Genomic DNA, 25,732 nt, shown 5'->3' on the forward strand with positions numbered 1-25,732 from the left:
AATGAAATACGCACTCGGTCCACTTCTCTATTTTTGGCCAAAGCAAGACGTTGAAGATTTCTATCAGCAAGCAAAACAAAGCTCTGCCGATATTATTTATCTTGGCGAAAGTGTTTGCTCTAAACGCCGCGAAATGAAACCAGCACACTGGTTTGATATTGCTAAAGAGATCGCAGGCTCAGGCAAGCAAGTAGTGCTATCGACCATGGCACTACTCGAAGCGCCAAGTGAAGTCAGCATCATGAAGAAATACATCGACAATGGTGATTTTGCAATTGAAGCGAATGACGTGTCGGGGATTCAACTGGCTTACGAAAGCAAGGTGCCGTTCGTGGTTGGCCCTGCGGTTAACACCTACAATGCACATACGCTAAACCTGTTTTTAAAACAGGGTATGACGCGCTGGTGTATGCCTGTGGAGCTGTCACGCGATTGGTTAGACAAGGTTCTCGTTCAATGTGAGCAATTGGGTATTCGTAACCAATTTGAAGTTGAAGTATTTAGCCACGGTTACTTACCATTGGCCTATTCAGCTCGCTGTTTCACCGCTCGTGCGGAAAACAAAGCCAAAGACGATTGCGAAACTTGCTGCATCAAATACCCAACGGGTATTCAAGTACGTAGCCAAGAAGGCCAAGAAGTCTTTAACCTCAACGGTATTCAAACTCAGTCTGGTTATTGCTACAACTTGATCAACGATCAATCGAGCATGCAAGGCTTGGTCGATGTCGTGCGTTTGAGCCCACTGGGGTTGAATACGTTAGGCGAAATTGACCGCTTCCGTGCCAACTTACACGGCGAGAATCCAGTTAAGATTGAAGATCGCCAATGTAATGGTTACTGGCATCGCTTAGCGGGCCTAGAAGTTAAGTCTTAATCCATTTCGCAACAAACATTAAGCCAACCTCAAACAGGTTGGCTTTTTTTGTGCATTTCCCTTCGCGCTATAACCAATATCGCTCATTACCAACAGATTTGGGAACTTTACAAAAACCAATGCAAACGTTTGCTTCTTATTGTGAGATTACTCACTAATTTATCAGTTTGGCTTATCTATATTCTGCGACATCAATTTGCTGCCTTTAGTTCCTATAATGAAAATGCTAACAAAAACGCGCCTTGCCCTGTCACTCGGTGCACTACTAACGACGAGCTCTTTCTCTGCTCTGGCTGAAGTAAAAGAAATCACCTTACTGCACACTAACGATATCGAAAGCGTCTATGAACCTGTGGATGCTTTTTGGAATCCTGATATTACACGTATCGGTGGCATTCCTTATCTTGCCACACTAATCAAAGAGACTCGCGCGCAAGAACAAACCAGCTTCCTGTTTGATGCGGGAGATATTTTTACTGGTTCACTATCGAAAAAAACACAAGGTAAGCTCGCATTCGACTTGTACAGCGCAATGGATTACGACGCGATCACTCTCGGTAACCATGAATTTGAATACGGCTGGAAAGCCCTTAAAGAAACCATGCCTCGCGCCGCTTATCCGGTGCTAAATGCCAATATTAAGTTTGAACAAAATGAGGCACCTTTTGCACAGCCTTATACTATCGTCGAGCGTGATGGCGTGCGTATTGGCGTGGTTGGAGTTATGGGCATTGATGCTTTCTACAACACGATGTGGAAAGGCAATCGTAAGGGTTTGACCATCGATGATCCAATTGCTGTTGCGCAATTCTGGGTTGATAAAATTCACGATGACGTCGATATGGTCGTGGTGCTCACACACCAAAACAAAACCGCACCGATGCAAACCGACAAAGAAGCAGATCCCGAAGTACAACGCGGCTTCGATGAAGATTATGCCATGGCCGGCCAACTAAAAAATGTGGACGTTATTTTTGGTGGCCACTCTGATCACGGTCTTTGGAAACCGGTGATACATCCTGAGACAGGCACGGTAGTTGGCCTTACATTTGGCCAAGGCAAATACCTTGGTTACACCAAGTTTGAGGTCGATACTGAAAGCAACCAAGTCACGTTCCTCAATGGTAAACTAATTCCCGTTGAAGCAGACAAACTGAAACGAGATCAGAAAACGGGCAATCTTATCGATAATGCTCGTAAGCAATTTCCTGAGCTCAACCAGACCATTGCAACCATTGATGACACCGCTTTCCGTCGTTATTACCGTGAATCGAACATTGGTAACTTGGTCGCGGATATGATGCGCGACGCAGCTCAAGCCGATATTGCTATGATGAGCTCTGGCAGTATCCGGGTTGACTTAAACCAAGGCGATGTAACATTGGAAAATGTGATGAACGTATTCCCATTTACCGATAAACTCGCGATGGTTTCAATTAGCGGTCAGCAAGTAAAACAATTGCTTGAATACAGCTATACCCTGCCTTACGGCTTAGCGCAGTTCTCCGGTATTGAAGCGACCTACGATAGCACCAAAGCGGAAAATCAACGCCTAATCAGCCTGAAAATTAATGGTAAGCCCGTCGAAGAGACCCGCCAATACAGCGTTGCAACTTATTCATACGCAGCCAGTGGTGGTGATGGTTATCATGTGTTTGCCGAGGGTAAGCCCCTTTCCCAAGGCGAGCCTGTTATGCAGGTATTGATTGAGCAATTCAAATTGCGTAAAAACATCACCGTACCCGCACTTGGTCGTCAAGTGGATGTAAGCCGCTAACGACCATCTAATATGAGAAAATGGCCTTGGCTTTTCGACAAAATTATAACGGCTGTAAGACCTTCGGTTGCGCTAATTGCGGTAACCCCGATGAAACTCTTTATCGTTATTCCGATAGACTTGGCTACCCGGCTTGGCACTGCGATTTATGCGGTGCCTATCCTCCTGTGTTGCTCAATCCACCCATTATTGCTCTAGCACGAGAAATCGAGCAACGCAGATACCCAGCCGACTTTCCGCGCCACTTCCACTGCACGCACCACGAGAACAATACATGGCAACGCTATGGCCGCACCCACATTGGGAGTCAGCGTCTCCAATGCACAACCTGCCAAACTGTTGTTTCACAGCCAAACCCTGATCTTATCGCCAAAAGGCTCCAACCTTGGCTCGATGCACTGGCACAAGGCATTAAACCCAGCTCATTACAAAGCCATCTTGGGTTAAGCAATAAAATGTTTGCTCAGCATCTCACTCAGCTATGCGAACTACTGAATCATTATTCCTATTATATTGAACAGTACGCATTGGCGCAGGCAACCGAGCATACTCTATATACCTTTAGCCATATCCAGCCCTGCCGGAGTGGTATGAAGGCCAATACCACCAAGCAAGAATTTGCCCAGTTGTGGACGCTTTGTACGCTCGATATTAACAGTGGCTACGTTTACCTGCTTTCTGACAACGCACGGGCGGAGACGATAGCCAATTTGAATGATGACTCCCTCTCTTGGCGCAATAGCAGCCAATATGCGCTAAAAGCAAAAGAAAGCTCGATGGAAGGAGAAACAGATGTGCTGATTCGAGCCGAAAAGACCTATCAAAAGATTCTCGCTCGTAGCCAATTTGATCAACTGGCTTATTGTGATAAAAAACATGCGATGCTCAAACAGGGCAAAGATCCACACAATGCATTGATGCGCCCGGTTTATGCCGCTCATGCGCATATGCAAAACCTCAAACAGCACCTTTCGTTTCCAGCCAAAACCAACTGGCTGTTGGAACACGAAAGTTTTCTCCGCGGCGCGGCGATCACCGCTTATAGCGATCCCATACGACAAGGCACAGTATCTCTGTATTACTATCACTACTCACTTAACCATCCTCATACTGAGCACAGCGTACAACATCGCACTCTCAGTTGGTGGAACGAAAAGTGGCACAGACTTTCGGTAACGGACAAAAATGAGCAACACCAGATAGGACTAGGCGTTCTCACACCTGTATCTGAACTAAGCATGATAGATTTACAAGCATTGCTGCCCACGACAATTAACTGGGACAAGCAATTATGGCAGACCTTTGAACGCTGGCTACCTTGCGTCTACGCACAGAAACTGAGTCAACCACGCGTTGAACAATGGCAAACGATCTATCGATATATACACAATTATTTATCGACTAAGAAACCGCGAATCGCCGTCCCTGCACATCATGCCATCGACTCGATCGCAACCATGGTTCGGTGCTTGAATCAGCAAGATCTCGTGCAAAACAAAAGAGGATAAACAAGCTCATCCTCTTTATGTATCAATTAACTGGCCAAGGTCATCGGCTGACTCGGCGGGAGAATCATTCGCTTCACGTCACGCCACAGCATCCACATCACCACCAGACTCAATGCGATATTCGACAATGGATAAGCAATCCAAATACCCGGTACGCCCATCAATTTCGGCATGATGAACAAGAACGGCAGTTGAATCACCATGTTGCCGATGGTCACGAACATCGCTTTGCTGCTCTTGTTGATTGATTGGTAATAAGCACCAGCCACCACTAAGAAACCATCCAAGAACATCGCAAACATATGTAGACGAATACCAATCACGGCATTTTCCATCAACTCAGCATCGCTTGAGTTGAAGACCGATACAAATTCACGTGGGAAGATGTTTAGTACTACCACAAAAGCGATACCACCCAGCACCGCCGTTCCCATAGCGATCTGCAACAGTTTACGAATATTGTCTTGATTACGTGCACCATGGTTGTAGCTCACTAGCGGCTGCATACCATTCGCTACGCCTTCTACAATCAGGTAGTAAACGGTAACGATATAGCCCAAAATCGCGTATGCACCAATCAGAATACCACTACCATAATCAGCAAATAGGCTGTTATGCAGTGCCACCATCATCGAACCATAAGCGTACATAAAGAAGCTCGACACACCGATCGCAGCGATACGCGGAACCTCTGCAAACTGCATGCGTAAATCACTCAAACGTAAGCGCATATTCGCTTTGCTCGAGAAGAAATAACCGATACCTAACAGAGTCACTATCATTTGCGACATTGCGGTAGCCAACGCGGCGCCTTGCAACTCCCAACCTAACCAAGCAATAAATAGGTAATCCAAAATGATATTAGCAATCGCGCCAATCACCATCAAGATTGTCGCTAAATTTGGACTACCATCATTACGCAGTAAAAACGGTGTCGCAATCGAGCCAAGCGAGAATACACAAGCGAAAATCAAGATATGCAGGTATTGACTACCGAGCTCTAAAATTCGCCCTTGGGCGCCCTGCCATAACAAGAAGGTATCAGCAAAGAAATAGAGCACAACAGAGACTATCGGCGCAACCAAAGCCAACAACAGTAGCCCCGTCGCCAACGTACCTTTCGCGCCCTCCGCATCACCTTCACCTTGTTTAATTGACGCCAATGCACCTGTGCCGACGCCGACCAACATACCAATCCCTAGGATCGAGCCAATCACTGGCCAAGAGACATTAATCCCTGCCAGACCTTCAGCACCGACATAACGGCCAATGAATATTCCATCAACCACTTGATATAAGCCGTTAACGAGCATCGCCGCAATGGTTGGGATCGCGTAACGCCAAAACTGTTTATAGATTGAATCTTGCATTTTTTCACCAAGCAAAATACTGCTGAATCTGATTAGTTAGCAAAGCTAACTAATCGGTTAAAATTTTTATTTTTGAAGTGCTTTATTTAACAGTTGCACTAATTGCTCAGCTTCCTGCTGTGAAAGAGACTGGTTAAGGTCACTCGCAATTTGCTGGTACACCACCTTCTCTAAAGACATATCCTTAACGACTTTCTCAGTTAACATAACTCGTTTTGCTCGAGCATCTTCCTGACAAGCCACACCACGTACTAAGCCTTTCTTCTCAAGACGAGCCACCATGTTCGAAGCAGATGGTTTGGTAATACGTAACTCATCGGCAAGATCGGTAATACGCACGCCTTGAGGGTATTGCTGTATCACCTTCAAGTAATCAAATTCATTGAAACTTAAATGACACATTGGATCTTCCTTGGCATAGACGCGCCACGCCTTAGAGCAAAAACGTTCTAGTTCAATCAAACTCTGTTCTAAAACCATGGTTAATCCTTTTAGTTAGCCAAGCTAACCATTTTAGCTATTTTTAAATTTTGGGCAATAAAAAACCGCCTAAAAAGGCGGTTTATCTAAGCTTATCGTAATCAGTGATTAAGGTTGCGCAGCTTCTTCAAGCTTCGCTTTGGCTAGCTGTTCTGCTTTCACTTGAGTGAAGATACGCGTCAACTCAAGGAAAGAGTATCGATGTTCAACGTACTCATAGACGTTAAATGAAATCGCTAATTTATACATCGATATCGCACCTGCAAAGTCACCTTGATGCTGGTAACGCTTACCTAAATAGAAATAGGCTTCCGTTAATCGTTGCGCGAGTAACGTATTGTCACGTGTACCCGCAATAATCGCTTTAAACGCTTGCTCTTCACTTACCTCACCGAGAGTGATCGCCACCAGCACCCAGCCCCATTGTGAATCGCGCTGTTGGTATTGCTCTAGTAATGTTTGACGTGCGGCTTCTGGCGTTTGTTCTAATTTAATTAGATACACCCATAGGGCGCGGAACGGGTCGCTCGGTTCTTCGGCAAAGTGCGCGTCAATATCTTCGATTGCGAGCTCAATTCGATCGCCATAATAAAGGGCTATCGCTCGGTTTCGTACTGCATAAGAGTTTTCAGGATCGAGATCTAACGTAGAGTCAAAAGCTTCGTATGCCGCGTCGAACTCTCCGACTTGAGTGTAGTAGACACCCAGTAAGTTGAATAAATCGGGTTGCGACGGATTGAGTTGTAGAGATTGACTGTAGTCCAAACGGGCAAGATCTCGTAAACCTACGCTGTCGTAATAGTTACCACGTTCAAACAGCATTTTAGCACGCAGTTCTTCAGACAAATCCGGACGCTTAAGCAACTGAGACAGGCGGGCAATCTGCACTTCTTGTTGCATGCTTGCCTGTAGAGGAACGGCCATGGGTGGATAAACCCATTGCTGGTTAGAGGTTGAGGTACAACCTGTGGCAACCAAAATGCTTAATCCAAGCGTTAGGGTTTGAAACCATTTCACGAATATATACTCCTGTTACCAACCTATAGTGTATACCTAAACCGCCATGATGCTTTCATTTGCATCCAGCATTGGCGATATGCAAACCCAGACAAATCAGATTAGCGCATCACTTTCGCTAACGAATCTTTATATAAATTGGTTTTACTGCACATAAAAAAAGGGGGCGAAACGCCCCCTTTATAACATGCTTTTAGCTCAATAAGCTAATAGATGCGATTACTCAGCGTCAGCCGCTGGTTTCGCTTCAGCTGCAGCTTCTGCAGGCTGTTCTACTGCTTCTTTCATGCTTAGACGTACACGGCCTTGGCGGTCGATTTCAAGTACTTTAACTTGAACTTCTTGGCCTTCAGCTAGGTAGTCAGATACTTTCTCAACACGCTTGTCAGCGATTTGAGAGATGTGTACTAGGCCATCTTTACCTGGAAGAATTGTTACGAACGCACCGAAGTCCGCTAGACGTGCAACTTTACCAGTGTAGATACGACCTACTTCAACTTCAGCAGTGATCTCTTCGATACGACGAATTGCTTCTTTCGCTGCAGCGCCTTCAGTTGCTGCAATCTTGATTGTACCGTCGTCTTCGATTTCGATCGTAGTACCTGTCTCTTCAGTTAGAGCACGGATAACTGCGCCGCCTTTACCGATAACATCTTTGATCTTCTCAGAGCTGATCTTCATCATGTAAATACGTGGAGCAAATTCAGAGATCTCTTCGCGAGCACCAGAGATAGCTTCATCCATTACAGAAAGGATGTGCTTACGTGCACCTTGCGCTTGGTTAAGAGCAATTTGCATGATCTCTTTAGTGATACCTTCGATCTTGATGTCCATTTGAAGTGCAGTAATACCAGCATTAGTACCTGCTACTTTAAAGTCCATATCACCTAGGTGATCTTCGTCGCCAAGGATGTCAGAAAGAACAACGAAATCGTCGCCTTCTTTAACAAGACCCATTGCGATACCCGCAACAGAAGCTTTGATTGGCACACCAGCATCCATAAGAGCTAGAGAAGTACCACATACAGAAGCCATTGAAGATGAACCGTTAGATTCAGTGATTTCCGATACAACACGGATGGTGTATGGGAATTCTTCAACAGAAGGCATTACTGCAGCAATACCACGTTTAGCCAGTTTACCGTGGCCGATTTCACGACGCTTAGGAGAACCTACAAAACCCGTTTCGCCAACACAGTATGGAGGGAAGTTGTAGTGTAGTAGGAAGTGATCTTTACGCTCACCCGTTAGTTCGTCGATGATTTGCGCGTCACGTTGCGTACCTAGAGTCGCAGTAACGATCGCTTGCGTTTCGCCACGAGTAAACAGTGAAGAACCGTGAGTACGTGGAAGAACACCAGTACGTACGTCTAGCGCACGAACCATGTCTTTTTCACGGCCATCGATACGTGGGTGGCCAGCGATGATGCGGCTACGTACTACTTTCTTCTCTAGAGAACCAAGCATACCGCGGATTTCGCGCTCAGCTAGGTTTTCGTCTTGTGCTAGAAGGGCTGCAACAACGTCGTTCTTGATTGCGCCAACTTGCTCGTAACGAGCCATTTTCTCAGTGATTTGGTATGCATCAGCAAGACGGGTTTCAGCTAGATCAGCAACAAGAGCTTTAAGCTCAGTGTTTACTGCAGGCGCTTCCCAGTTCCATGCTGGAGTTGCAACTTCAGCTGCGAACTCGTTGATTGCATTGATAACAACTTGTTGTTGTTCGTGACCAAATACTACTGCAGAAAGCATTTCTTCTTCAGTTAGGTTGTCAGCTTCTGATTCAACCATTAGTACTGCGTTTTCAGTACCAGAAACCACTAGATCTAGTTTAGATGTAGCAAGTTCAGTCATGCTTGGGTTAAGCACTAGTTGACCATCGATGTGACCAACGCGCGCTGCACCGATAGGACCATTGAATGGTAGACCAGAGATAGCAAGTGCAGCAGAAGTACCGATCATTGTTACCATGTCTGGTTGAACGTTAGGGTTCACAGACATAACAGTTGCGATGATTTGCACTTCGTTTTTGAATGCAGATGGGAATAGTGGGCGAATCGGACGGTCGATTAGACGAGCAGTCAGAGTTTCACCTTCAGAAGGACGACCTTCACGCTTGAAGAAACCACCAGGGATTTTACCTGCAGCGTAAGTACGCTCTTGGTAGTTTACCGTTAGCGGGAAGAAGTCTTGACCTTCAACTGCTTCTTTTTTACCTACTACAGATACGAATACCGCGGTATCGTCCATAGTAACCATAACAGCAGCAGTAGCTTGACGAGCGATTACGCCAGTTTCTAGAGTAACCGTGTGGTTACCGTACTGGAACGTTTTAACAACTGGTTTTTCGAACATTGTTATTCCTTGTACTGAGTATAAATACCCAGACTAAGTTAAGAAAAAACCCAAAACATTACGAATCGCGACTAGTGAAAAGACACTGTGTATGACGCTCAATGGCTTTTGAATAGTCGCGACCTGTTGGCCGACATCGGTGACTGTAATGCGATGAGTCATTATGATTTTTGCTGGCATCAACAGTAACAACTGTTTCAGCCGGACAGTAGTATAAACTACTTGAAGGGAATTGGGGGATTTTAGACAATAAAAAAAGGGGCATAAGCCCCTTTTTTACAAACTGTTCTATGCAGCCGCTAATTAGCGACGTAGGCCTAGACGTTTGATTAGATCTTGGTAACGAGCAAGGTTTTTGCCTTTCAAGTAATCAAGAAGCTTACGACGGCTAGAAACCATACGTAGAAGACCACGACGGCTGTGGTGATCGCCTTTGTGAGCTTTGAAGTGACCTTGTAGGTGGTTGATAGAAGCAGTAAGTAGTGCTACTTGAACTTCTGGTGAACCAGTGTCGCCTTCAGATTGTGCGTATTCTGCAACGATTGCTGCTTTAGTTTCTGCATTCAGAGACATAATGCTCTCCTAATAAGAGTAGGTTTATATTTTGTAGCAGCCAATCTCTGATTCAGCCGCTACGCGAAGCGCGGATTATAGGTGAATCCATAACGCACCGCAATAGCAATTTTATTCCGCCAATTGTCTATTTTGACCGCAATGTCACTCAATCGAAGCTCGATAATGAGTTCAGGCCAGCAAAGCTTCATGGTAAACTTTGGCCACTTTAATTTACTACCTAGGTTTAGCCCATTATGAAAATCGGCATTATCGGTGCGATGGAACAAGAAGTTGCCATCCTTAAAGACTCTATCAACAACTGCCAAGAAGTGAAAAAAGCAGGTTGTACCTTCTTTTCTGGCCAAATCAACGGCGTTGACGTAGTACTGCTTCAATCTGGCATTGGTAAAGTGGCTGCGGCAATCGGTACCACCATTTTGCTTGATGAATATCAACCAGATGTGGTGATCAATACCGGTTCTGCTGGCGGTTTTGACTCAAGCCTAAACCTGGGTGATGTTGTGATCTCAACTGAAGTTCGCCACCACGATGCTGACGTTACTGCATTTGGTTACGAAATGGGCCAAATGGCGCAACAACCTGCGGCGTTTATTGCTGATGAAAAACTGATGGATGTGGCTGAGCAAGCGCTAGCGCAAATGGAAGACAAACACGCGGTACGTGGCCTAATCTGTACTGGTGATGCTTTCGTATGCACTGCTGAGCGCCAAGCATTTATCCGTCAGTACTTCCCTTCTGTTATCGCAGTAGAAATGGAAGCGTCTGCCATTGCACAGACTTGTCACCAATTCAAAGTACCATTCGTTGTCGTACGTGCTATCTCTGACGTCGCAGATAAAGAAGCAACGATGAGTTTTGACGAGTTCCTACCGCTTGCCGCTCAAAGCTCTTCTGAGATGGTGATTAAAATGGTTGAACTGCTAAAGGCTTAGTATTAAACAATCATGGATGATCTTTTTAATCAGCTATTTGCTAATGGTGCGCTCCTGGTTATGTGGGGCGCACTGCTTTGCCACTGGATTCTTCCTTTCCCCCGCGAAGCACATCCTGCCATCCTTTGGCACAAATTTGCCGAACAGCTCGCCAATAAAGTAAACACTCAAAGCCACTACTCACAAAGCTTGCTTTCCGGCAGCCTTGCTTGGCTAATGATGCTTACTCCGATGTTGATGGTTCTATTAGCATTACAAAATTTGGTCTGGCAGCCACTGCTGTTTGATTTGGCCTTTTTACTGCTCGCCTTAGACTGGCGTAATACCAATCAATTGGCGAATCAACTCATCCCTCAACTGGCCAATGAAGACAAAAGTGCCGCGAAACAGCTGCTCGCACCATGGCTCAACCGTTCAACCGAGAGTTTATCGCTGCTAGGTTTAGGTAAAGCAGGCAGTGAAACACTGATCATGAGTTATGGCCGTAGCGTCGCAGCCGTGCTCTTTTGGTATGCCGTTACTGGGGGAATTGGTGCCTTTATGTATCGCATGGCGATGGAATTAGCTCGCGCATGGTCACCCTCACGCCAACAGTTTATCCCATTTGGTCTCCCTGCGATTCGAATTCTAGCGGTGCTCGACTTTATCCCTTTACGACTATTAGCCTTATTGATTGCTTGCGGTGAAAGAGCAAAAGCTTGCTTGAGCTTAATCAGTCAACAATCGGCGTCTTGGCCATTGCCCGGCCCTGCCTGGCTATTGGTCTCTGTTGGAGCCAAACTGCAGCTCTCTCTTGCAGGCCCTGCTATCTATAACCACCACAAAGCGCTACGGGCTAAATTGGGTGGTCGTATCGCCCCTGCCGCAATTCACGTTGACCAAGTTCGTAAGCTTTTAGTTGGTCGGTTGTGGATTTGGCTGATGCTTCAAAGCCTGATTATGGGCGCTATTTATCAAGGATTATAATGCTTAAGCTGACTCTTCTTCTCTCTTTGGTGAGTTTTTCCCTTTCTGCGCAAACGATTGACCGCGTTATTAGCCTCGCACCGTCCACCACTGAACTGGCCTATGCGGCGGGTTTGGGTGATAAGTTGGTCGCGGTAAGTGAACACAGCGACTACCCTGAACAAGCACAAAAACTAGAAAAAATAGCAAACTATCAAAGCATTAACGTCGAACGAATTATTGCTCTACAGCCAGATCTGATCATTGCTTGGCCAGGAGGCAATCCGGCAAAAGAACTCGCTAAATTGGCGCAATTTGGCTTCACGATCTATAACGCACAAACCGGTTCACTCAACGATATTGCCGTCAATATCGAACAACTGAGTCACTACGCTGATGATCCAACCATTGGCCAAAAAGCCGCAGCGCAATTTCGTGCTCAACTTGAACAATTTAAAGCGCAATACAACACCGAGCAAACAGTCAGTTACTTCTATCAGCTGAGTGAAAAGCCGATCATAACCGTGGCTCAAGATCGCTGGCCAAGTGAAGTTTTTCGTTTCTGTGGTGGCATAAATGTATTTGAAGATAGTGCTGCGCCTTACCCACAAGTAGGGCTAGAGCAAGTAATTGTCGCAAACCCACAAGTGATCTTCACCTCACGACATGCAATGGAAAATGGCAATATGTGGCAAGCCTGGCAAGAGCAGCTGCAAGCAATTAAACAGCAGCAAATATGGACGCTCAATGCCAGTTGGATCAACCGCCCAACCCCGCGAACGCTCGACGCTATTAACCAAGTTTGTGAGCTCTTCGAAACAGTCAGACAAAAGCAGTAACGCATAGCACGAATATCTCGTACTATGCGCGCCGAATTATCAGCCTAAGCGAATAAAAACCTCGCGGTTGTTCGCTTGGTTTTCCTCTATTACTACTTATTATCAGAGAGATCTTCTTTTCATGGATTCCATGCTGATCTATATCATCGACCTTTTCGGCACCGCTATTTTTGCTGTTTCTGGCGTTTTACTGGCAGGTCGTTTAAAAATGGACCCTTTTGGTGTCGCGGTGCTTGGCAGTGTAACCGCAATTGGCGGCGGTACGATTCGCGATATGGCGCTCGGCGCAACCCCCGTATTTTGGATTACCGATACGAACTATATCTGGGTGATTCTACTCACCTGCTTGCTCACCATGTTAGTGGTTCGTCGCCCAAAACGTGTCGCTTGGTGGATTTTGCCCGTTTGTGATGCAGTAGGTTTGGCCGTATTTGTTGGCATTGGCGTAGAAAAAGCAATGATGTATCAAGAATCGGCTGTCATTGCGATTATTATGGGTGTGATTACCGGCTGTGGTGGTGGCATTATTCGCGATGTATTGGCGCGTGAGGTGCCGATGGTGTTAAGAAGCGAAGTCTACGCAACGGCTTGTATTGCCGGCGGTGTCATCCATACTGCAACCTTAGCGATGAATTTTAGCAACGATGCCGCCTTCTTAGCGGGTGTCGTGACAACGTTGGTGATCCGCTTAGGCGCAATTCGTTGGCATTTATCACTGCCTATCTTTGCCTTAAATAAATAGTACTCAGTTGGGCAAGAGCAAAAACAGAAAAGGTCGCCAAGGCGACCTTTTTAATTCGGTTATAAAACCAATCATCTAGCACTATTGTAGTGATGTAGTGGGGTGTTATTGGTTTGCTTTACGCAACACCACTTTCAACGCCTCAAAGTCGTTAGGTAAATCTTCTGATAACAACTCCATGGCAGCATGCTTAGCCAGTGGTGCTGGTAGATCAATATCCGTCGCTAAGATGTCATCGACCACTTCTTTAAACTTCGCTGGATGTGCGGTACACAAGAACAGTCCCGTTTCGCCTTCAGCCAGTTGCTCGTCTAATACTCGGTAAGCAATCGCACCATGAGGTTCACACAAGTAACCCAACTCATTCAGTTCACGAACTGAAGCTGCGCTTTGTTCATCAGACACCACGCCTTTACCTAGCGTATCAAGTCCCCATTGCTTAATACCACACAACTCCTCAATACGGGGCCAGTTATTTGGCTGGCTGACATCCATCGCATTCGAGGTGGTTGCAACCGTCGGTTTTGGCTCCCACTTACCAGTCTCTAAGTAACGCGGCACCGTATCGTTAGCATTGGTTGCGGCAATAAAGCGTTTGATCGGTAAACCAAGCGCTTTTGCCAATAGACCTGCAGTTAAGTTACCAAAGTTACCGCTTGGCACTGAAATAACTAAATTTTCACGTTGTGCTTTGGTGAGCTGAGAAGCCGCTTCAAAGTAGTAGCAGATCTGCGCCATCAAACGAGCGATATTAATTGAGTTAGCAGAGTTTAGACCGATCTCTTCACGCAATTCTGCATCATCAAAAGCGTGTTTTACCAACGCTTGGCAAGCATCGAAATCACCATCAATCGCGACGGTATGGATGTTATTACCTAGAGTACAGAACAGCTTTTCTTGCAGTGGGCTGATCTTACCTTTTGGATAAAGGATCACGACATTAATGTCTTGCATACCATAGAAAGCATGCGCGACCGCGGCACCAGTGTCACCAGAAGTTGCGGTGAGAATGGTGATCTTACCGCCATTAGAGACCGCTGCAAGTGACTGCGCCATAAAGCGACCGCCAAAGTCTTTAAATGCTAACGTTGGGCCGTGGAATAGCTCCAAAGCGTACACGCCATCTTTAACTTGCTTAATCGGTGCTGGGAATTGGAATGCGGCATCAACCATCGCATTGACTTGCTCTTTTGGTAATTCATCACCAATAAGCGCTGAGAGAATTTTACTGCTGCGCGTAATGAAGTCTTCATCAAGCAGAGCATCAACATCATCAAACTGAGGCAGTTGAGATGGAAAAAATAGGCCTTGATTACGACCTAACCCTTGGCGCACGGCTTGGCCAAAGGAAACTTGTTCGTCATTTTCTTTTATATTGTACAGCTTCATAGCTTACTTCCTGTAACGATCGAACCTTGCTTGTCCAAACGACAAACATGAACGAATCCTTCTTCATTTTGTACGTAGTTTTGTTCGAGCCATCGAGCTACACGTTCTGCGGTATCTTTCTCTTTGCAGATACTAAATAACGTTGGTCCACTGCCAGAGATACCTGTCGCCAACGCTCCAGCTGACGCTGCGTACTTGCGGGCATCAGCAAAACCGGGCAATAGTTTCTCACGATATGGTTCTGCGATCACGTCTTTGATCATTTTTGCAGCAAGTTCAGGCTGATTGGAATGACACGCATGGATAAATCCAGCCAAGTGACGACCATGGGCAATCACATCTTGGCGGCGATATTGTGACGGCAGAATAGAGCGCGCTTCGGCGGTAGACACCTTGATGCCAGGATACGCCATCACCCAATACCACTCATCAAAGCACGGCACCTCTTGGCTGATAATACCCAACTCTTCCAGCATCAACTGCAAGCCGCCTAAATAACAAGGAGCGACGTTATCGTAATGGATACCACCAGAGATCTGCCCTTCCATTTCACCCATTAAAGCCAATAATTCAGTTTCGTCTAATGGTTGACCATGGTAGCGATTAAGGGCATCGAGTGCGGCGACAATCGAACAAGCACTAGAACCAAGCCCTGAACCGATAGGCATATTTTTTTCCAGCGTCATCGCGACTGGCAGCAATTCAACCGCTTTCTTGTCTAGCTCTCGAGCAAAGACACGCCAGCAGTCATAGACAATATTTTCCTTAGGATCAGTGGGCAACTTAGAGACAAAATTACCCGCGGTCGCAAGACTAAACATCTCACTGCCTTTTTGTACCAAGACTCGATCACCCAGTAGCTCGCCACTGATCGGTGACACGGCCGCCCCAAGTACATCAAAACCAACGCTCACGTTACCGATTGACGCTGGGGCGTAAACAACTACATCCATACCACTACTCATTGTTATACCCCTAATTTCCAGCCTAATGTACGCATCACATCGGCAAATACACCAGCAGCAGTAACTTCTGTACCAGCGCCGTAGCCACGTAGCACTAATGGGATTGGGTTGTAGTAGCGGCTAAAGAATGCCAGTGCATTTTCACCGTCTTTGATCTTAAACATTGGATCATTTTCATCAACAGCGGCAATGCTCACACGGCATTGACCATTGGCAATCTCACCGACATAACGTAGCACTTTGCCTTCCGCTGCAGCTTGCGCAACTTGTTGTTGGAAATAGGCATCGGCTTCAGGAAGACGCGCCATAAATTCATCCACGCTACCCGAGTCATCAAAACCTGGTGGTAACGCTTGGTCAACAATCACATCTTCTAATTCAAGCGCCATTCCTGCTTCACGAGCGAGGATCAGTAGCTTACGTGCGACATCCATACCCGATAAGTCATCACGCGGATCCGGTTCAGTAAAACCATTGTCTTTAGCGATATTGGTCGCTTGACTCAACGTCATACCTTCATCTAGTTTGCCAAAGATATAAGAAAGTGAGCCAGACAAGATGCCGGTAAAGCGCTCTAACTCATCACCAGCAGAGATAAGGTTCTGCAAGTTTTCAATCACTGGCAAGCCTGCGCCTACCGTGGTTTCATACATCAATTTACGACGAGAGCTGCGCGCGACATCGCGTAACTGATGGTAGTAAGACATGCTGGCTGTATTGGCTTTCTTGTTTGGTGTTACCACGTGGAAGCCAGCCGCAAGAAAGTCTGCGTATTGATTAGCAATCACTTCGCTTGAAGTACAATCCACCAATACTGGGTTAATGATGTGATTACGCTGAACTAATGAACTTAGGCTTGCCAAACTCAATGGTTCACTTACCCCATTCATGCGGTCGCGCCAATGATCGAGCGGTAAACCTTCGCCATCGAGTAACACGCCTTTACTATTAGCTAGGCCACATACTCGCAGCACAATGCCTTTCTCTGCCAGTTTAGCTTGTTGGCGTTGGATCTGATCCACCAGCTCACCACCGACACCGCCAACACCGACAACAAACACATCAAGGAAGTGTTTAGAATTAAATAGATTCTCATGACACGCTTTGATCGCTTCAGAGATTTTATCTTCAGGGATCACCGCAGAGATTGCACGCTCAGATGAACCTTGAGCAATCGCGACAATGTTAACGTTCACTTCCGCTAATGATGAGAAGAACTGAGAGGCGACGCCACGAGATGTGCGCATGCCATCGCCGACTAATGTTACGATCGCAACATTATCGATGTATTCCACCGGTTCAAGTAAACCGTCTTTAAGTTCTAACTCAAAGGCATCGCAAAGCGCTTGCTGGGCAATGGCTTTATCTTGAGCTTCGATACAAAAACTGATGCTGTACTCTGATGAAGATTGCGTAATCAATACAATCGACACACCCGATGATGACATAGCGCCAAACACGCGACTGGCCATCCCGACCATGCCTTTCATACCAGGGCCTGAAACGTTAACCATGGTCAGGTCACTTAACGTCGTGATGCCTTTAATGGCTAATTTATCTTCACCAGTATCTTGACCAATCAAGGTGCCAGCACCTTGTGGGTTGAAACTGTTTTTAATTAAGCACGGGATATGGAACTGGGCAATCGGTGCAATAGTTTTAGGATGTAGAACCGAAGCACCAAAGTAAGAAAGCTCCATTGCCTCTTGGTAACTCAGTGATTTTAGTAAACGTGCATCAGCAACAAGGCGTGGGTCGCAGTTATATACCCCGTCAACGTCAGTCCAAATTTCACAACAGTCAGCACGTAGACAGGCCGCCAATACGGCCGCGGAATAATCTGAACCATTACGGCCCAAAGTCACCAACTCACCTTTTTCATTTCCCGCAGTAAAGCCAGGCATGATATTCACATGACCTTGCGGTAGCGGTTTTTGACGGAAGTTTTGCGTTGAAATATCAACATCAACCATCGCTTCTAGGTGTTCACCGCGTGCAAATAAGTATTCAACGGGGTCAATCAGATGAGCAGGTTGGCCTTTCGCTTCCAGTACTGCTTTCATCAGTTGAATAGAGACACGCTCACCTTTGCTGATAATACGGGCATTGACGTTATCTGGGCACATGCCCAGTAGGTCGATACCGTTTACAAACTGGCGTAATTGGCTGAGTGATGACTTCACCTGCTGGTTGTAACCACTGCCATCAATGTTTGGCAGTACTTGTTTAATGTCTTCAAATAAGCCGCGGAAAGCATCTTCCAATTCAGCAATCTGACTTTCAGCGTCACCACTTTTTAATGCCGCTTCAATCACTGCGACCAATTTATTGGTTGTTTTCCCTGGTGCTGAGAGCACAACGGCGACTTCTTCTTGTTGCGCATTGTTGGCAACAATGTCTGCCGCTCTTAAAAAACGGTCCGCGTCAGCTAGTGACGATCCTCCAAACTTTAAAACTCGCATCCCTTCCTCCAAATATCCTTTAAATTGGTATAAAAAAAGGCCTGTATCTTGTGGGATACAGGCCTTTTTTTGAAAATTTTTCGCTCAGCAGCCTGCCCCAACGCGTATTGTGCTGGTCATAATAATGGTTGTGGTCATTACTGTTAGGCTGTTATCAAACATATCGTCTTGTTGGATTCTTGTATTTACTTACCTTACATTTACCTTGTTTTCTAACAGAGAGTCAACGAAAACTTTCGATTTTTTGCTTATGTTTCGCTCACCTAAGTCATTTTATCGAGCCAAAGCTGACTAAAAACCGTACGCACGTATCAAAATTGCTAGCTAACGGTTAAATTTTACCGCTAGTCCATAAGTTTTATGCTTTAATTGATCTTGCAGTGGAATATTTATCAATTTAACCAAATGGATTGGGGTGATGAATGATTAAAATAATCAGTCTTACTCTTGCCTTGCTCACTGGCACGGCGAGCGCCTCAGATCTGTTTACTGCCCCTTTTCAAGCGAATAACTCACCGCACCGAATGTTCCTTTCCAGTGAAAGCAGTCAACACAACTTTGATTCATGGACGATAGATAGCGGCTACGCCTATAGTTTATTCGACAAAGTCGATCTGTATGTCGGAACTCGCTTGACCAAGCAAAACGAAGGGGGCTTTTTAAGCGGCCTGAGTTATCAAGTATCACCACGCTTGTCAGTAAAGAGTACTCTGCACTCTTACACCGATAATGATGCGCCTAAAGGCCTAGAAAGTGGTATCGGCGCCGAGGTGTCAAGCCGAGTGCAATTGAGTGAGCATTTAGATTTTCATGCCACTCTCGACTACCAAGAGTGGCAAAAAGGGGTTGAAGTGGGTATTGGCTTCCGTTTCTAACTTAATAGAACGTCACATCAATTCCAGTTTAGCAGTTGCTCAGATGTCAAAATACCGTTCCAATCGGCGTACACATAATCACCGGGCTGAATCATTTGCTTTTGCAATGATAAGGTGACACCAATTTCACCAACATTTCGTTTTTCAGTTTTAAATGGGCACGTCCCTAACGCCATAATGCCCAGCTCCATTTCCGCCATCATTGCGACATCACGTACCGCGCCATAAACAATGATCCCTTCCCAATCGTTTTCAATCGCGAGAATGGCCAATTGATCACCGAGTAAAGCTTTTTGACATGAACCATTACCGTCGACAACTAACACTTTTCCTCGACCGTTCTGGCTTAACACTTCACGTACTTTTGAATTGTCGTGATAACAGCGAACCGTGACTATTTCACCCCAAAAGGCAGTACGGCGTCCAAAGTGACTTAGTGGTAAATTTACGTAAGTTACGTGACTTTCAAACTTGTCACAAATGTCAGGGGTTATGTCTCTCATGCTTTCCTCCATGAAGCTAATTTGAAATCCTTATCTCAGTCGATGGCACCACTCTCCTAGATCGATCTGGGTCTTATCTGATCGGCAAGACAACAAAAACAACTGGCCATCTTGCACAAAATAAATCGCGTTCTGCTGATATTTATGCGCTAACTCAACGGCGATTGAAAGCGAAATTTGCGCAGCAAAACTCTCTTCAAACCATGAAAAATCGTGATTGCCGACCAATAATCTCACCGGGTGAAATTGTTGCAAATCATCACTCAAGTGCTTATTTCTTATGCTGTTTTCACCATCAGAAAGCTTAACACTTTTTGGGTTACTCGCAGTAATGACAACAAAGTCATTAAGCTCAATTATTTTGTCAAATTTGAAGTAAGGATCACAGTAAATTTTCCACAAGTGAGCATCCATTATTGCACCAATCATTATTTTTACATTTGCCGGATACTATTAATATTTGTTACATTCGATCTATTGATATAAATCAACAAAGTGAATGGAATTAACATTTGGACGTTGTTAGCATGCTGTTAACTATATAAAATCCGTTTCAACGCCTAATAGCAATAAATCAGGGCAAGGAACCTCTTTTGAAAGAAAGTAACACCAAGGATGGCAGGCATTCAGACATGAGTTTGAGAACAATCTTTGTTTTATCTCAAAATCAAATTACCTGTACGTAATGTTTTTGCCTAGAATTTATTCTATTAAACCATTTTTTTCACAAGTTTAGGTACCGCCAATGCAAACCCCGCAGATTCTGATTGTAGAAGATGAGCAAGTAACTCGTAACACTCTAAAGAGTATTTTTGAAGCAGAGGGATACGCTGTTTTTGAGGCCAGTGACGGTGAAGAGATGCACCACGTTCTGACAGAAAGTCAGATCAACTTGGTGATCATGGACATCAACCTGCCAGGTAAGAATGGTCTATTGCTTGCACGTGAACTGCGTGAGCAAGCAAATGTAGCTCTAATGTTCCTAACTGGTCGTGACAACGAAGTAGATAAGATCTTGGGCCTTGAAATCGGCGCTGATGACTACATCACTAAGCCTTTCAACCCACGTGAACTGACTATCCGTGCTCGTAACCTACTAAACCGTTCTATGAACTCTAGTGCTGTTCAAGAAGAGAAACGTAGCGTAGAGAAATACCAATTCAACGGTTGGGTACTAGACATCAACAGTCGCTCACTGGTTAGCCCAAGTGCAGAAAGCTACAAGCTACCTCGTTCAGAGTTCCGTGCACTTCTACACTTCTGTGAGAACCCAGGCAAGATCCAAACTCGTGCAGATCTACTGAAAAAGATGACTGGTCGTGAGCTTAAGCCACACGATCGTACGGTTGACGTAACAATCCGTCGTATCCGTAAACACTTCGAATCAGTATCTGGTACGCCAGAAATCATCGCAACAATCCACGGTGAAGGTTACCGTTTTTGTGGCGAACTAGAAGACTAATCACTCTTCTCAAGATGCGAAAAAGGAGCCTATGGCTCCTTTTTTTTGGCTTTTATATTCCAGAAAGAAAAAGGAGAATCGAGAGAAGAGAGAATAAAAAAACGCCCATCAATGATGAGCGTCTTGGTCGACAGTATGATTCAGGCCGCTTAGCCTTTACCACCCTTAATCGCATTAATGATTTCGCTGGTTGAACAGCCATCTTCAAAGTTGAGAACTTTCACTGCACCGCCATTAGCGATCACTTCAGCACCACCTGCAATCTCTTCCGGTTTGTAATCGCCACCTTTAACCAAAAGATCCGGTAACACTGCCGCAATTAAGCGCTGTGGGGTATCTTCTGAAAAAGGAACGACCCAATCAACAGCGCCTAGGCCTGCTAGCACCGCCATACGGCGATCGGTTGGATTCACTGGACGACCCGGTCCTTTTAAGCGTTTCACTGACTCATCGGTATTTACCGCAACGATCAGACGTTGGCCTAATTTGGCTGCGTGATTTAGGTAAGAAACATGACCTGCATGCAAAATATCGAAACAACCATTGGTCATCACCACTTTCTCACCACGAGATTGCGCCTTCTTCACAGCTTCAATCAAGCCTTGCTCAGAAATAACGCCGAAATCGGTATCATGGCTACCATGAATCGCTTCCGCTAGTTCAATCGTAGATAGGGTTGATGTACCCAATTTGCCAACCACGACACCTGCGGCTGCATTCGCTAGCGCACAAGATTGATCAAGTGGTTTACCCGCAGCCACAGAAGCAGCCAAAACAGAAATAACTGTATCGCCCGCACCAGTGACATCAAATACTTCTTTTGCTTGTGTCGGCAGATGGAACGGCTCTTCGCCACGACGTAGTAATGTCATGCCATGTTCGCTACGTGTCACCAACAGTGCTTCAAAATCAAACTGCTCGATCAGCGCGAGGCCTTTCTCAACCAATTCTTGGTCTGATTTTACTTTGCCGACAACCAGTTCAAACTCCGCCATGTTTGGCGTCAATAGTGTCGCACCACGGTAGCGTTCAAAATCGGCACCTTTCGGGTCGATAAATACCGGTACACCTGCAGCGCGCGCTTTTTGAATAAACTGCTGCACATGCTCTAACGCGCCTTTATCGTAATCCGATAACACCACTGATTTTACGTTAGGCAATGCTTGTTCCATACGCTCAAGAATCAGCGCAGCATCAACATTCTCAAACTTCTCTTCAAAGTCTAAACGAATCAGTTGTTGACCTCGACTCAGCACACGAAGCTTAGTAATGGTCGGAAAATCTGGTAGTGAAACAAAGTCACATTTAACTTTCAGTGCAGAGAGTGTCTCACTGAGTACATTCGCTGGTTCATCAATCCCTGTTAACCCAACGATATGAGCATGCCCACCCAGTGACGCGATGTTCATAGCAACGTTAGCTGCACCACCTGGTCGCTCTTCGTTGTTTTCTACTTTCACTACAGGTACAGGCGCTTCTGGCGAAATGCGGCCTGTCGGGCCATGCCAGTAGCGGTCTAACATTACGTCACCAACAATAAGAACGCCTGCTTGACTGTAGTCAGGTAGGATTGGTTTCATTGTGAATCTCCAATATGTATATCTGGCCAAAGTTTATCATAGGCTTTTGACCGCCTAAACCTTTGTATAGCCAAGTGATGGCAAGAAGTTGTCTTTAAAGTCTGCGCCGGCTCTCTCCAGCAAGCATCTCGAGGCCACTTAGCTCGCTATTGCTATTCTAACCACTGCTGCCATACCTCTACTACTAAAGCGCGTTCTTGGACAAACTTATCCTCTGCCAAGTCCGTATCAAGGTTGAGTAGATTGCGGTGATGGATCTGATCGCGCATCATGGTGTAAGCATTGGTCACTGCAAGCGCTTGTGATTCATCCATAATACCTTGTGCGATCAAAGACTCGAAAATACGCACATTATCAGACCAACGTGTCAGCTTAGGCTTTTGATGACTGTAGTTGAGAACTAAGTATTGAGCGAGAAACTCAATATCGGTGATGCCGCCTGGATCTTGCTTGAGCATAAAGCGGCCAGCTTTTTTACCGCCTAAATGATCACGCATTTTGATCCGCATATCGACCACTTGCTTCTTCAAATCATCACTATCACGTGGCAGGGTCAAAATCGCATGACGGATTTGACCAAATGCCTGTTGCAACGGCTCATCACCATAAATCATACGCGCACGTACCAAGGCTTGGTGCTCCCAAGTCCACGCTTCATTCCGTTGATACTCTTCAAACGCATCCGTTGGACTCACCAATAGGCCTGATACTCCAGAAGGGCGTAAGCGCGTGTCCACTTCGTAGAGAATGCCTGAAGCGGTGCGGATCGAAAAAATATGGATAATACGTTGAGCAAGGCGCAGATAGAATTGGCGACCATCTATCTCTTTTTTACCATCAGTGTAAGCACTGACCGGACAATCGTGCATAAAGACGATATCGAGATCGGAATTATAACCAAGCTCCCAGCCACCGACCTTGCCATAACCGACCACCGCAAAACCTTTGCCTTCACGGTCTTTTAAATGATTCGGCTGGCCATACTTCTCACACATTTGCAGCCAAGCTTGATTAACCACCGACTCCACAATCGCTTCTGACAGGTAGGTTAAGTGATCACTCACTTTCATCACCGGCAATACACCGGCAATATCCGCCGCCGCAATACGTAAAATACAAATTTGCTTAAACTGGCGCAGCGCTTCAATCTGCTGCTCCATGTCATCTTCCGGGATGCGCGCCAAGTAGTCTCGTAGCTCGGTACGGTATGAGTCGAGCGGCACTGGGTTATACAACTGCTGAGGATCAATCAGCTCATCCAACAAAATAGGATAACGGCCTAATTGCTCCGAAATCATCGGACTGGCGGTGCATAAACGTACGAGTTGCGTTAACGCCGCTTCATGCTCATCGAGCAGTTCTAAGTAAGTCGTACGCGTGACGATTTTATGCAGCAAATGCAGCACTCGCGATAAACCAAATTTGGCATCTTGATGGGCAAAGATGGCTTGGAATATTTTCGGCATTAAGCGGTTTAGTACTTCACGCCCACGCGGCCCCAAGGTTTTCTTCGCTAAGTCACTCTTAAACTGAATAATGGTTTGAGTTAATTCTGCGCTTTCTTCTAGTTGCAAGTCATGGCTAAGGATCTGCTCAAGTACATCGGCTTTATGCGCCATATCCCACAACTCTTGAAAGTGTTTCGCCACTTCCGTTTGTTCTTCATCATCATCGCCAATCAGATGAGTAAACACTTGATGGACATTGGTCATGTGTAGACGAGTATCATCCAATAATGCCGACCAACTTAGATAGCCCATTGCCGTCGCCAACTGCAATTGTTCCGGCTCATTCTCTGGCAGTGTTTGCGTTTGCTTATCGGCCATCGCTTGCAGCAGGTTTTCTAAACGACGTAAGAACTTATATGCCTCAGTGAGATGGGTAATCTCTTGCTTATTGAGCAGTTCTAACTCATCAATCGCCTCTAACGTCACCAATAAACCTCGTTGACGTAAACTTGGCTCACGCCCACCGCGGATCAATTGGAACACTTGAGCAATAAACTCAATCTCACGTATCCCCCCTGCACCGAGCTTGATGTTGTTAGTCAGCCCTCGACGGCGTACTTCACTGCTAATCATTGATTTCATGCGGCGCAGCGATTGAATCGCACTAAAATCGATATAGCGACGGAAGACAAAAGGACGTAGCATTTTCCGCAGTTCTTGATATTGCGGATACATTTCGCTGCCCATTACGCGCGCTTTAATCATCGCGTAACGCTCCCAATCTCGTCCTTGCTCTTGGTAATAATCTTCCAGTGCAGCATAGCTCATCACTAAGGGCCCGCTGTCACCAAATGGACGCAGGCGCATGTCAACGCGATAACAGAAGCCATCAAAGGTTTGTTGATCGAGTGCTTTAATGATCCGTTGACCTAAACGGGTAAAGAACTGAGCGTTAGAAATACTTCGGCGAGTGCCTTGTGTCTCACCGTTTTCAGGGTAGGTAAAAATCAAGTCGATATCAGATGAGAAATTCAGTTCACCGCCACCCAGTTTGCCCATACCAATGATCAGCATCGGTTGCGCTTCACCTTGCTCATTACATGGCGTGCCCCATTGCTCGCAACACGCTTTGTATTGCCACTGATAAGTCTCAAATATCATCGCTTCAGCCAAATAAGAGAGATGCTTTAAGCTTTGTTCTAACGGCCAAGTGGCATTAAAGTCGCGCCAAGCGATGTAGCTCATCTCACGATTACGGAACTGGCGTAGTATGCGTAGCCCTGCCACTTCATCGTGACAATCCTCTAGCAAGGATGCCAGATGTTGACGATAATCTTCACAGCGTTGTGGATCGCTCAGCATACTTGGCAGGATTTGACGCAAAGTTTCATCCCTAGCTAGCGCTTCAATCACAAATGGACTTAGCCCTGCGACGTATTCCAATTGCTGATATATGTCAGCAGGCCAATGCTGTTCCAGTTGATACTCTTCCAATTGAGCGAGTGCTGATTGAGAGGTGGCCAAGAGGGTTTCAGGCAATGGCATGGGGCTTCCTTGTAATTTGCTGGCTGAGATATCTTATCTGAGCTTGATTGCGGCTTTAAAACGCTAGTTATAGCAAACTTTACGC

The 25,732-nt window shown here is 45.8% G+C and carries 21 protein-coding genes and 1 other annotated feature; of the genes, 9 read left to right on the top strand and 12 right to left on the bottom strand.

The features are described from left to right. Window position 1: 1 nt before the first annotated feature. The 3 genes from RJD38_RS03840 to RJD38_RS03850 all read left to right on the top strand — a co-directional run bounded on the left by RJD38_RS03840 (window position 2) and on the right by RJD38_RS03850 (window position 4,162). A complete protein-coding gene (locus RJD38_RS03840) occupies window positions 2–877 on the top strand; it encodes a U32 family peptidase (protein ID WP_005598031.1) in 876 nt (291 codons plus the stop codon). Window positions 878–1,094: 217 nt separating this feature from the next. After that, window positions 1,095–2,654 carry a bifunctional metallophosphatase/5'-nucleotidase gene (locus RJD38_RS03845; protein WP_065545037.1) on the top strand — a complete coding sequence of 520 codons (1,560 nt, stop codon included), beginning with the start codon at window positions 1,095–1,097 and terminating at the stop codon, window positions 2,652–2,654. Between the two features lie 26 nt (window positions 2,655–2,680). After that, the gene (locus tag RJD38_RS03850) at window positions 2,681–4,162 is read left to right on the top strand and encodes a hypothetical protein (protein ID WP_065545952.1); all 1,482 of its coding nucleotides are present in this window, start codon (window positions 2,681–2,683) and stop codon (window positions 4,160–4,162) included. Window positions 4,163–4,188: 26 nt separating this feature from the next. Here RJD38_RS03850 and RJD38_RS03855 read toward each other — a convergent pair whose 3' ends face one another. The 5 genes from RJD38_RS03855 to rpsO all read right to left on the bottom strand — a co-directional run bounded on the left by RJD38_RS03855 (window position 4,189) and on the right by rpsO (window position 9,957). Further along, a complete protein-coding gene (locus tag RJD38_RS03855) occupies window positions 4,189–5,532 on the bottom strand; it encodes an MATE family efflux transporter (protein ID WP_065545036.1) in 1,344 nt (447 codons plus the stop codon). Window positions 5,533–5,598: 66 nt separating this feature from the next. Beyond that, complete coding sequence (locus RJD38_RS03860) at window positions 5,599–6,012, bottom strand: MarR family winged helix-turn-helix transcriptional regulator (protein ID WP_065545035.1); 414 nt, start codon at window positions 6,010–6,012, stop codon at window positions 5,599–5,601. 108 nt (window positions 6,013–6,120) lie between these two features. Next, window positions 6,121–7,029, bottom strand: a complete 909-nt coding sequence (nlpI, locus tag RJD38_RS03865; RefSeq protein WP_005598025.1) for a lipoprotein NlpI — start codon at window positions 7,027–7,029, stop codon at window positions 6,121–6,123. A 219-nt stretch (window positions 7,030–7,248) separates the two neighbouring features. Then, window positions 7,249–9,384 carry a polyribonucleotide nucleotidyltransferase gene (pnp, locus tag RJD38_RS03870; RefSeq protein WP_005598023.1) on the bottom strand — a complete coding sequence of 712 codons (2,136 nt, stop codon included), beginning with the start codon at window positions 9,382–9,384 and terminating at the stop codon, window positions 7,249–7,251. A gap of 303 nt (window positions 9,385–9,687) precedes the next feature. Continuing rightward, entirely contained in the window at window positions 9,688–9,957 is a 270-nt protein-coding gene (rpsO, locus tag RJD38_RS03875; protein WP_005598021.1) for a 30S ribosomal protein S15, read from the bottom strand. 236 nt (window positions 9,958–10,193) lie between these two features. Between rpsO and mtnN the strand changes: the two genes are divergently transcribed. The 4 genes from mtnN (at window position 10,194) to RJD38_RS03895 (ending at window position 13,418) form a co-directional block, all read left to right on the top strand. Next, window positions 10,194–10,892 (top strand): 5'-methylthioadenosine/S-adenosylhomocysteine nucleosidase, encoded by a 699-nt coding sequence (mtnN, locus tag RJD38_RS03880; RefSeq protein ID WP_065545034.1) that lies wholly within the window; start codon window positions 10,194–10,196, stop codon window positions 10,890–10,892. Between the two features lie 12 nt (window positions 10,893–10,904). Beyond that, window positions 10,905–11,858, top strand: coding sequence for a cobalamin biosynthesis family protein (locus RJD38_RS03885; RefSeq protein ID WP_005598018.1), 954 nt, complete (start codon window positions 10,905–10,907; stop codon window positions 11,856–11,858). After that, the gene (gene btuF, locus RJD38_RS03890) at window positions 11,858–12,676 is read left to right on the top strand and encodes a vitamin B12 ABC transporter substrate-binding protein BtuF (RefSeq protein ID WP_005598016.1); all 819 of its coding nucleotides are present in this window, start codon (window positions 11,858–11,860) and stop codon (window positions 12,674–12,676) included. The genes RJD38_RS03885 and btuF overlap by 1 nt, the downstream gene beginning before the upstream one ends. Before the next feature lie 121 nt (window positions 12,677–12,797). Then, window positions 12,798–13,418, top strand: a complete 621-nt coding sequence (locus tag RJD38_RS03895) for a TRIC cation channel family protein (protein WP_038219416.1) — start codon at window positions 12,798–12,800, stop codon at window positions 13,416–13,418. 105 nt (window positions 13,419–13,523) lie between these two features. On the opposite strand, the gene thrC is transcribed toward RJD38_RS03895, so the two are convergent. The 3 genes from thrC to thrA are packed head-to-tail and all read right to left on the bottom strand — an operon-like array spanning window position 13,524 to window position 18,234. Beyond that, window positions 13,524–14,807 (bottom strand): threonine synthase, encoded by a 1,284-nt coding sequence (gene thrC / locus RJD38_RS03900; RefSeq protein ID WP_005598012.1) that lies wholly within the window; start codon window positions 14,805–14,807, stop codon window positions 13,524–13,526. Further along, on the bottom strand, window positions 14,804–15,760 hold the full coding sequence (thrB, locus tag RJD38_RS03905) for a homoserine kinase (protein ID WP_009385775.1): 957 nt from the start codon (window positions 15,758–15,760) through the stop codon (window positions 14,804–14,806). The genes thrC and thrB overlap by 4 nt, the downstream gene beginning before the upstream one ends. Window positions 15,761–15,774: 14 nt before the next feature. Continuing rightward, the gene (gene thrA / locus RJD38_RS03910; protein ID WP_005598008.1) at window positions 15,775–18,234 is read right to left on the bottom strand and encodes a bifunctional aspartate kinase/homoserine dehydrogenase I; all 2,460 of its coding nucleotides are present in this window, start codon (window positions 18,232–18,234) and stop codon (window positions 15,775–15,777) included. A gap of 30 nt (window positions 18,235–18,264) precedes the next feature. Next, window positions 18,265–18,384: a sequence feature (Thr leader region), on the bottom strand. A 272-nt stretch (window positions 18,385–18,656) separates the two neighbouring features. On the opposite strand from thrA, the gene RJD38_RS03915 reads away from it, so the two are divergent. Beyond that, complete coding sequence (locus RJD38_RS03915; protein ID WP_005599235.1) at window positions 18,657–19,109, top strand: hypothetical protein; 453 nt, start codon at window positions 18,657–18,659, stop codon at window positions 19,107–19,109. Between the two features lie 17 nt (window positions 19,110–19,126). On the opposite strand, the gene RJD38_RS03920 is transcribed toward RJD38_RS03915, so the two are convergent. Further along, entirely contained in the window at window positions 19,127–19,612 is a 486-nt protein-coding gene (locus RJD38_RS03920) for a putative 4-hydroxy-4-methyl-2-oxoglutarate aldolase (protein WP_005599234.1), read from the bottom strand. A gap of 30 nt (window positions 19,613–19,642) precedes the next feature. After that, on the bottom strand, window positions 19,643–20,014 hold the full coding sequence (locus RJD38_RS03925; protein ID WP_367971400.1) for a DUF3293 domain-containing protein: 372 nt from the start codon (window positions 20,012–20,014) through the stop codon (window positions 19,643–19,645). Between the two features lie 343 nt (window positions 20,015–20,357). On the opposite strand from RJD38_RS03925, the gene arcA reads away from it, so the two are divergent. Beyond that, window positions 20,358–21,074: a two-component system response regulator ArcA gene (gene arcA, locus RJD38_RS03930; protein WP_005599232.1), complete on the top strand. Its 717-nt coding sequence runs from the start codon at window positions 20,358–20,360 to the stop codon at window positions 21,072–21,074. Between the two features lie 149 nt (window positions 21,075–21,223). Here arcA and hldE read toward each other — a convergent pair whose 3' ends face one another. After that, window positions 21,224–22,654, bottom strand: coding sequence for a bifunctional D-glycero-beta-D-manno-heptose-7-phosphate kinase/D-glycero-beta-D-manno-heptose 1-phosphate adenylyltransferase HldE (hldE, locus tag RJD38_RS03935; protein WP_005599231.1), 1,431 nt, complete (start codon window positions 22,652–22,654; stop codon window positions 21,224–21,226). A gap of 152 nt (window positions 22,655–22,806) precedes the next feature. After that, window positions 22,807–25,647 carry a bifunctional [glutamate--ammonia ligase]-adenylyl-L-tyrosine phosphorylase/[glutamate--ammonia-ligase] adenylyltransferase gene (gene glnE / locus RJD38_RS03940; protein WP_065545032.1) on the bottom strand — a complete coding sequence of 947 codons (2,841 nt, stop codon included), beginning with the start codon at window positions 25,645–25,647 and terminating at the stop codon, window positions 22,807–22,809. Window positions 25,648–25,732 lie beyond the last annotated feature (85 nt).

It is taken from the genome of Vibrio scophthalmi (assembly GCF_040869025.1).
GTDB classification, from domain to species: Bacteria; Pseudomonadota; Gammaproteobacteria; order Enterobacterales; family Vibrionaceae; genus Vibrio; species Vibrio scophthalmi.

Bases quoted from the DNA above. Each gene is read 5' to 3' on its own strand.
- RJD38_RS03885 (WP_005598018.1), top strand. From the start codon at position 10,905: ATGGATGATCTTTTTAATCAGCTATTTGCTAATGGTGCGCTCCTGGTT.
- RJD38_RS03860 (WP_065545035.1), bottom strand. From the start codon at position 6,012: ATGGTTTTAGAACAGAGTTTGATTGAACTAGAACGTTTTTGCTCTAAG.
- thrB (WP_009385775.1), bottom strand. From the start codon at position 15,760: ATGGATGTAGTTGTTTACGCCCCAGCGTCAATCGGTAACGTGAGCGTT.
- mtnN (WP_065545034.1), top strand. From the start codon at position 10,194: ATGAAAATCGGCATTATCGGTGCGATGGAACAAGAAGTTGCCATCCTT.
- RJD38_RS03895 (WP_038219416.1), top strand. From the start codon at position 12,798: ATGGATTCCATGCTGATCTATATCATCGACCTTTTCGGCACCGCTATT.
- RJD38_RS03915 (WP_005599235.1), top strand. From the start codon at position 18,657: ATGATTAAAATAATCAGTCTTACTCTTGCCTTGCTCACTGGCACGGCG.
- thrC (WP_005598012.1), bottom strand. From the start codon at position 14,807: ATGAAGCTGTACAATATAAAAGAAAATGACGAACAAGTTTCCTTTGGC.
- RJD38_RS03920 (WP_005599234.1), bottom strand. From the start codon at position 19,612: ATGAGAGACATAACCCCTGACATTTGTGACAAGTTTGAAAGTCACGTA.
- glnE (WP_065545032.1), bottom strand. From the start codon at position 25,647: ATGCCATTGCCTGAAACCCTCTTGGCCACCTCTCAATCAGCACTCGCT.
- RJD38_RS03840 (WP_005598031.1), top strand. From the start codon at position 2: ATGAAATACGCACTCGGTCCACTTCTCTATTTTTGGCCAAAGCAAGAC.
- thrA (WP_005598008.1), bottom strand. From the start codon at position 18,234: ATGCGAGTTTTAAAGTTTGGAGGATCGTCACTAGCTGACGCGGACCGT.
- hldE (WP_005599231.1), bottom strand. From the start codon at position 22,654: ATGAAACCAATCCTACCTGACTACAGTCAAGCAGGCGTTCTTATTGTT.
- RJD38_RS03855 (WP_065545036.1), bottom strand. From the start codon at position 5,532: ATGCAAGATTCAATCTATAAACAGTTTTGGCGTTACGCGATCCCAACC.
- pnp (WP_005598023.1), bottom strand. From the start codon at position 9,384: ATGTTCGAAAAACCAGTTGTTAAAACGTTCCAGTACGGTAACCACACG.
- rpsO (WP_005598021.1), bottom strand. From the start codon at position 9,957: ATGTCTCTGAATGCAGAAACTAAAGCAGCAATCGTTGCAGAATACGCA.
- btuF (WP_005598016.1), top strand. From the start codon at position 11,858: ATGCTTAAGCTGACTCTTCTTCTCTCTTTGGTGAGTTTTTCCCTTTCT.
- arcA (WP_005599232.1), top strand. From the start codon at position 20,358: ATGCAAACCCCGCAGATTCTGATTGTAGAAGATGAGCAAGTAACTCGT.
- RJD38_RS03845 (WP_065545037.1), top strand. From the start codon at position 1,095: ATGAAAATGCTAACAAAAACGCGCCTTGCCCTGTCACTCGGTGCACTA.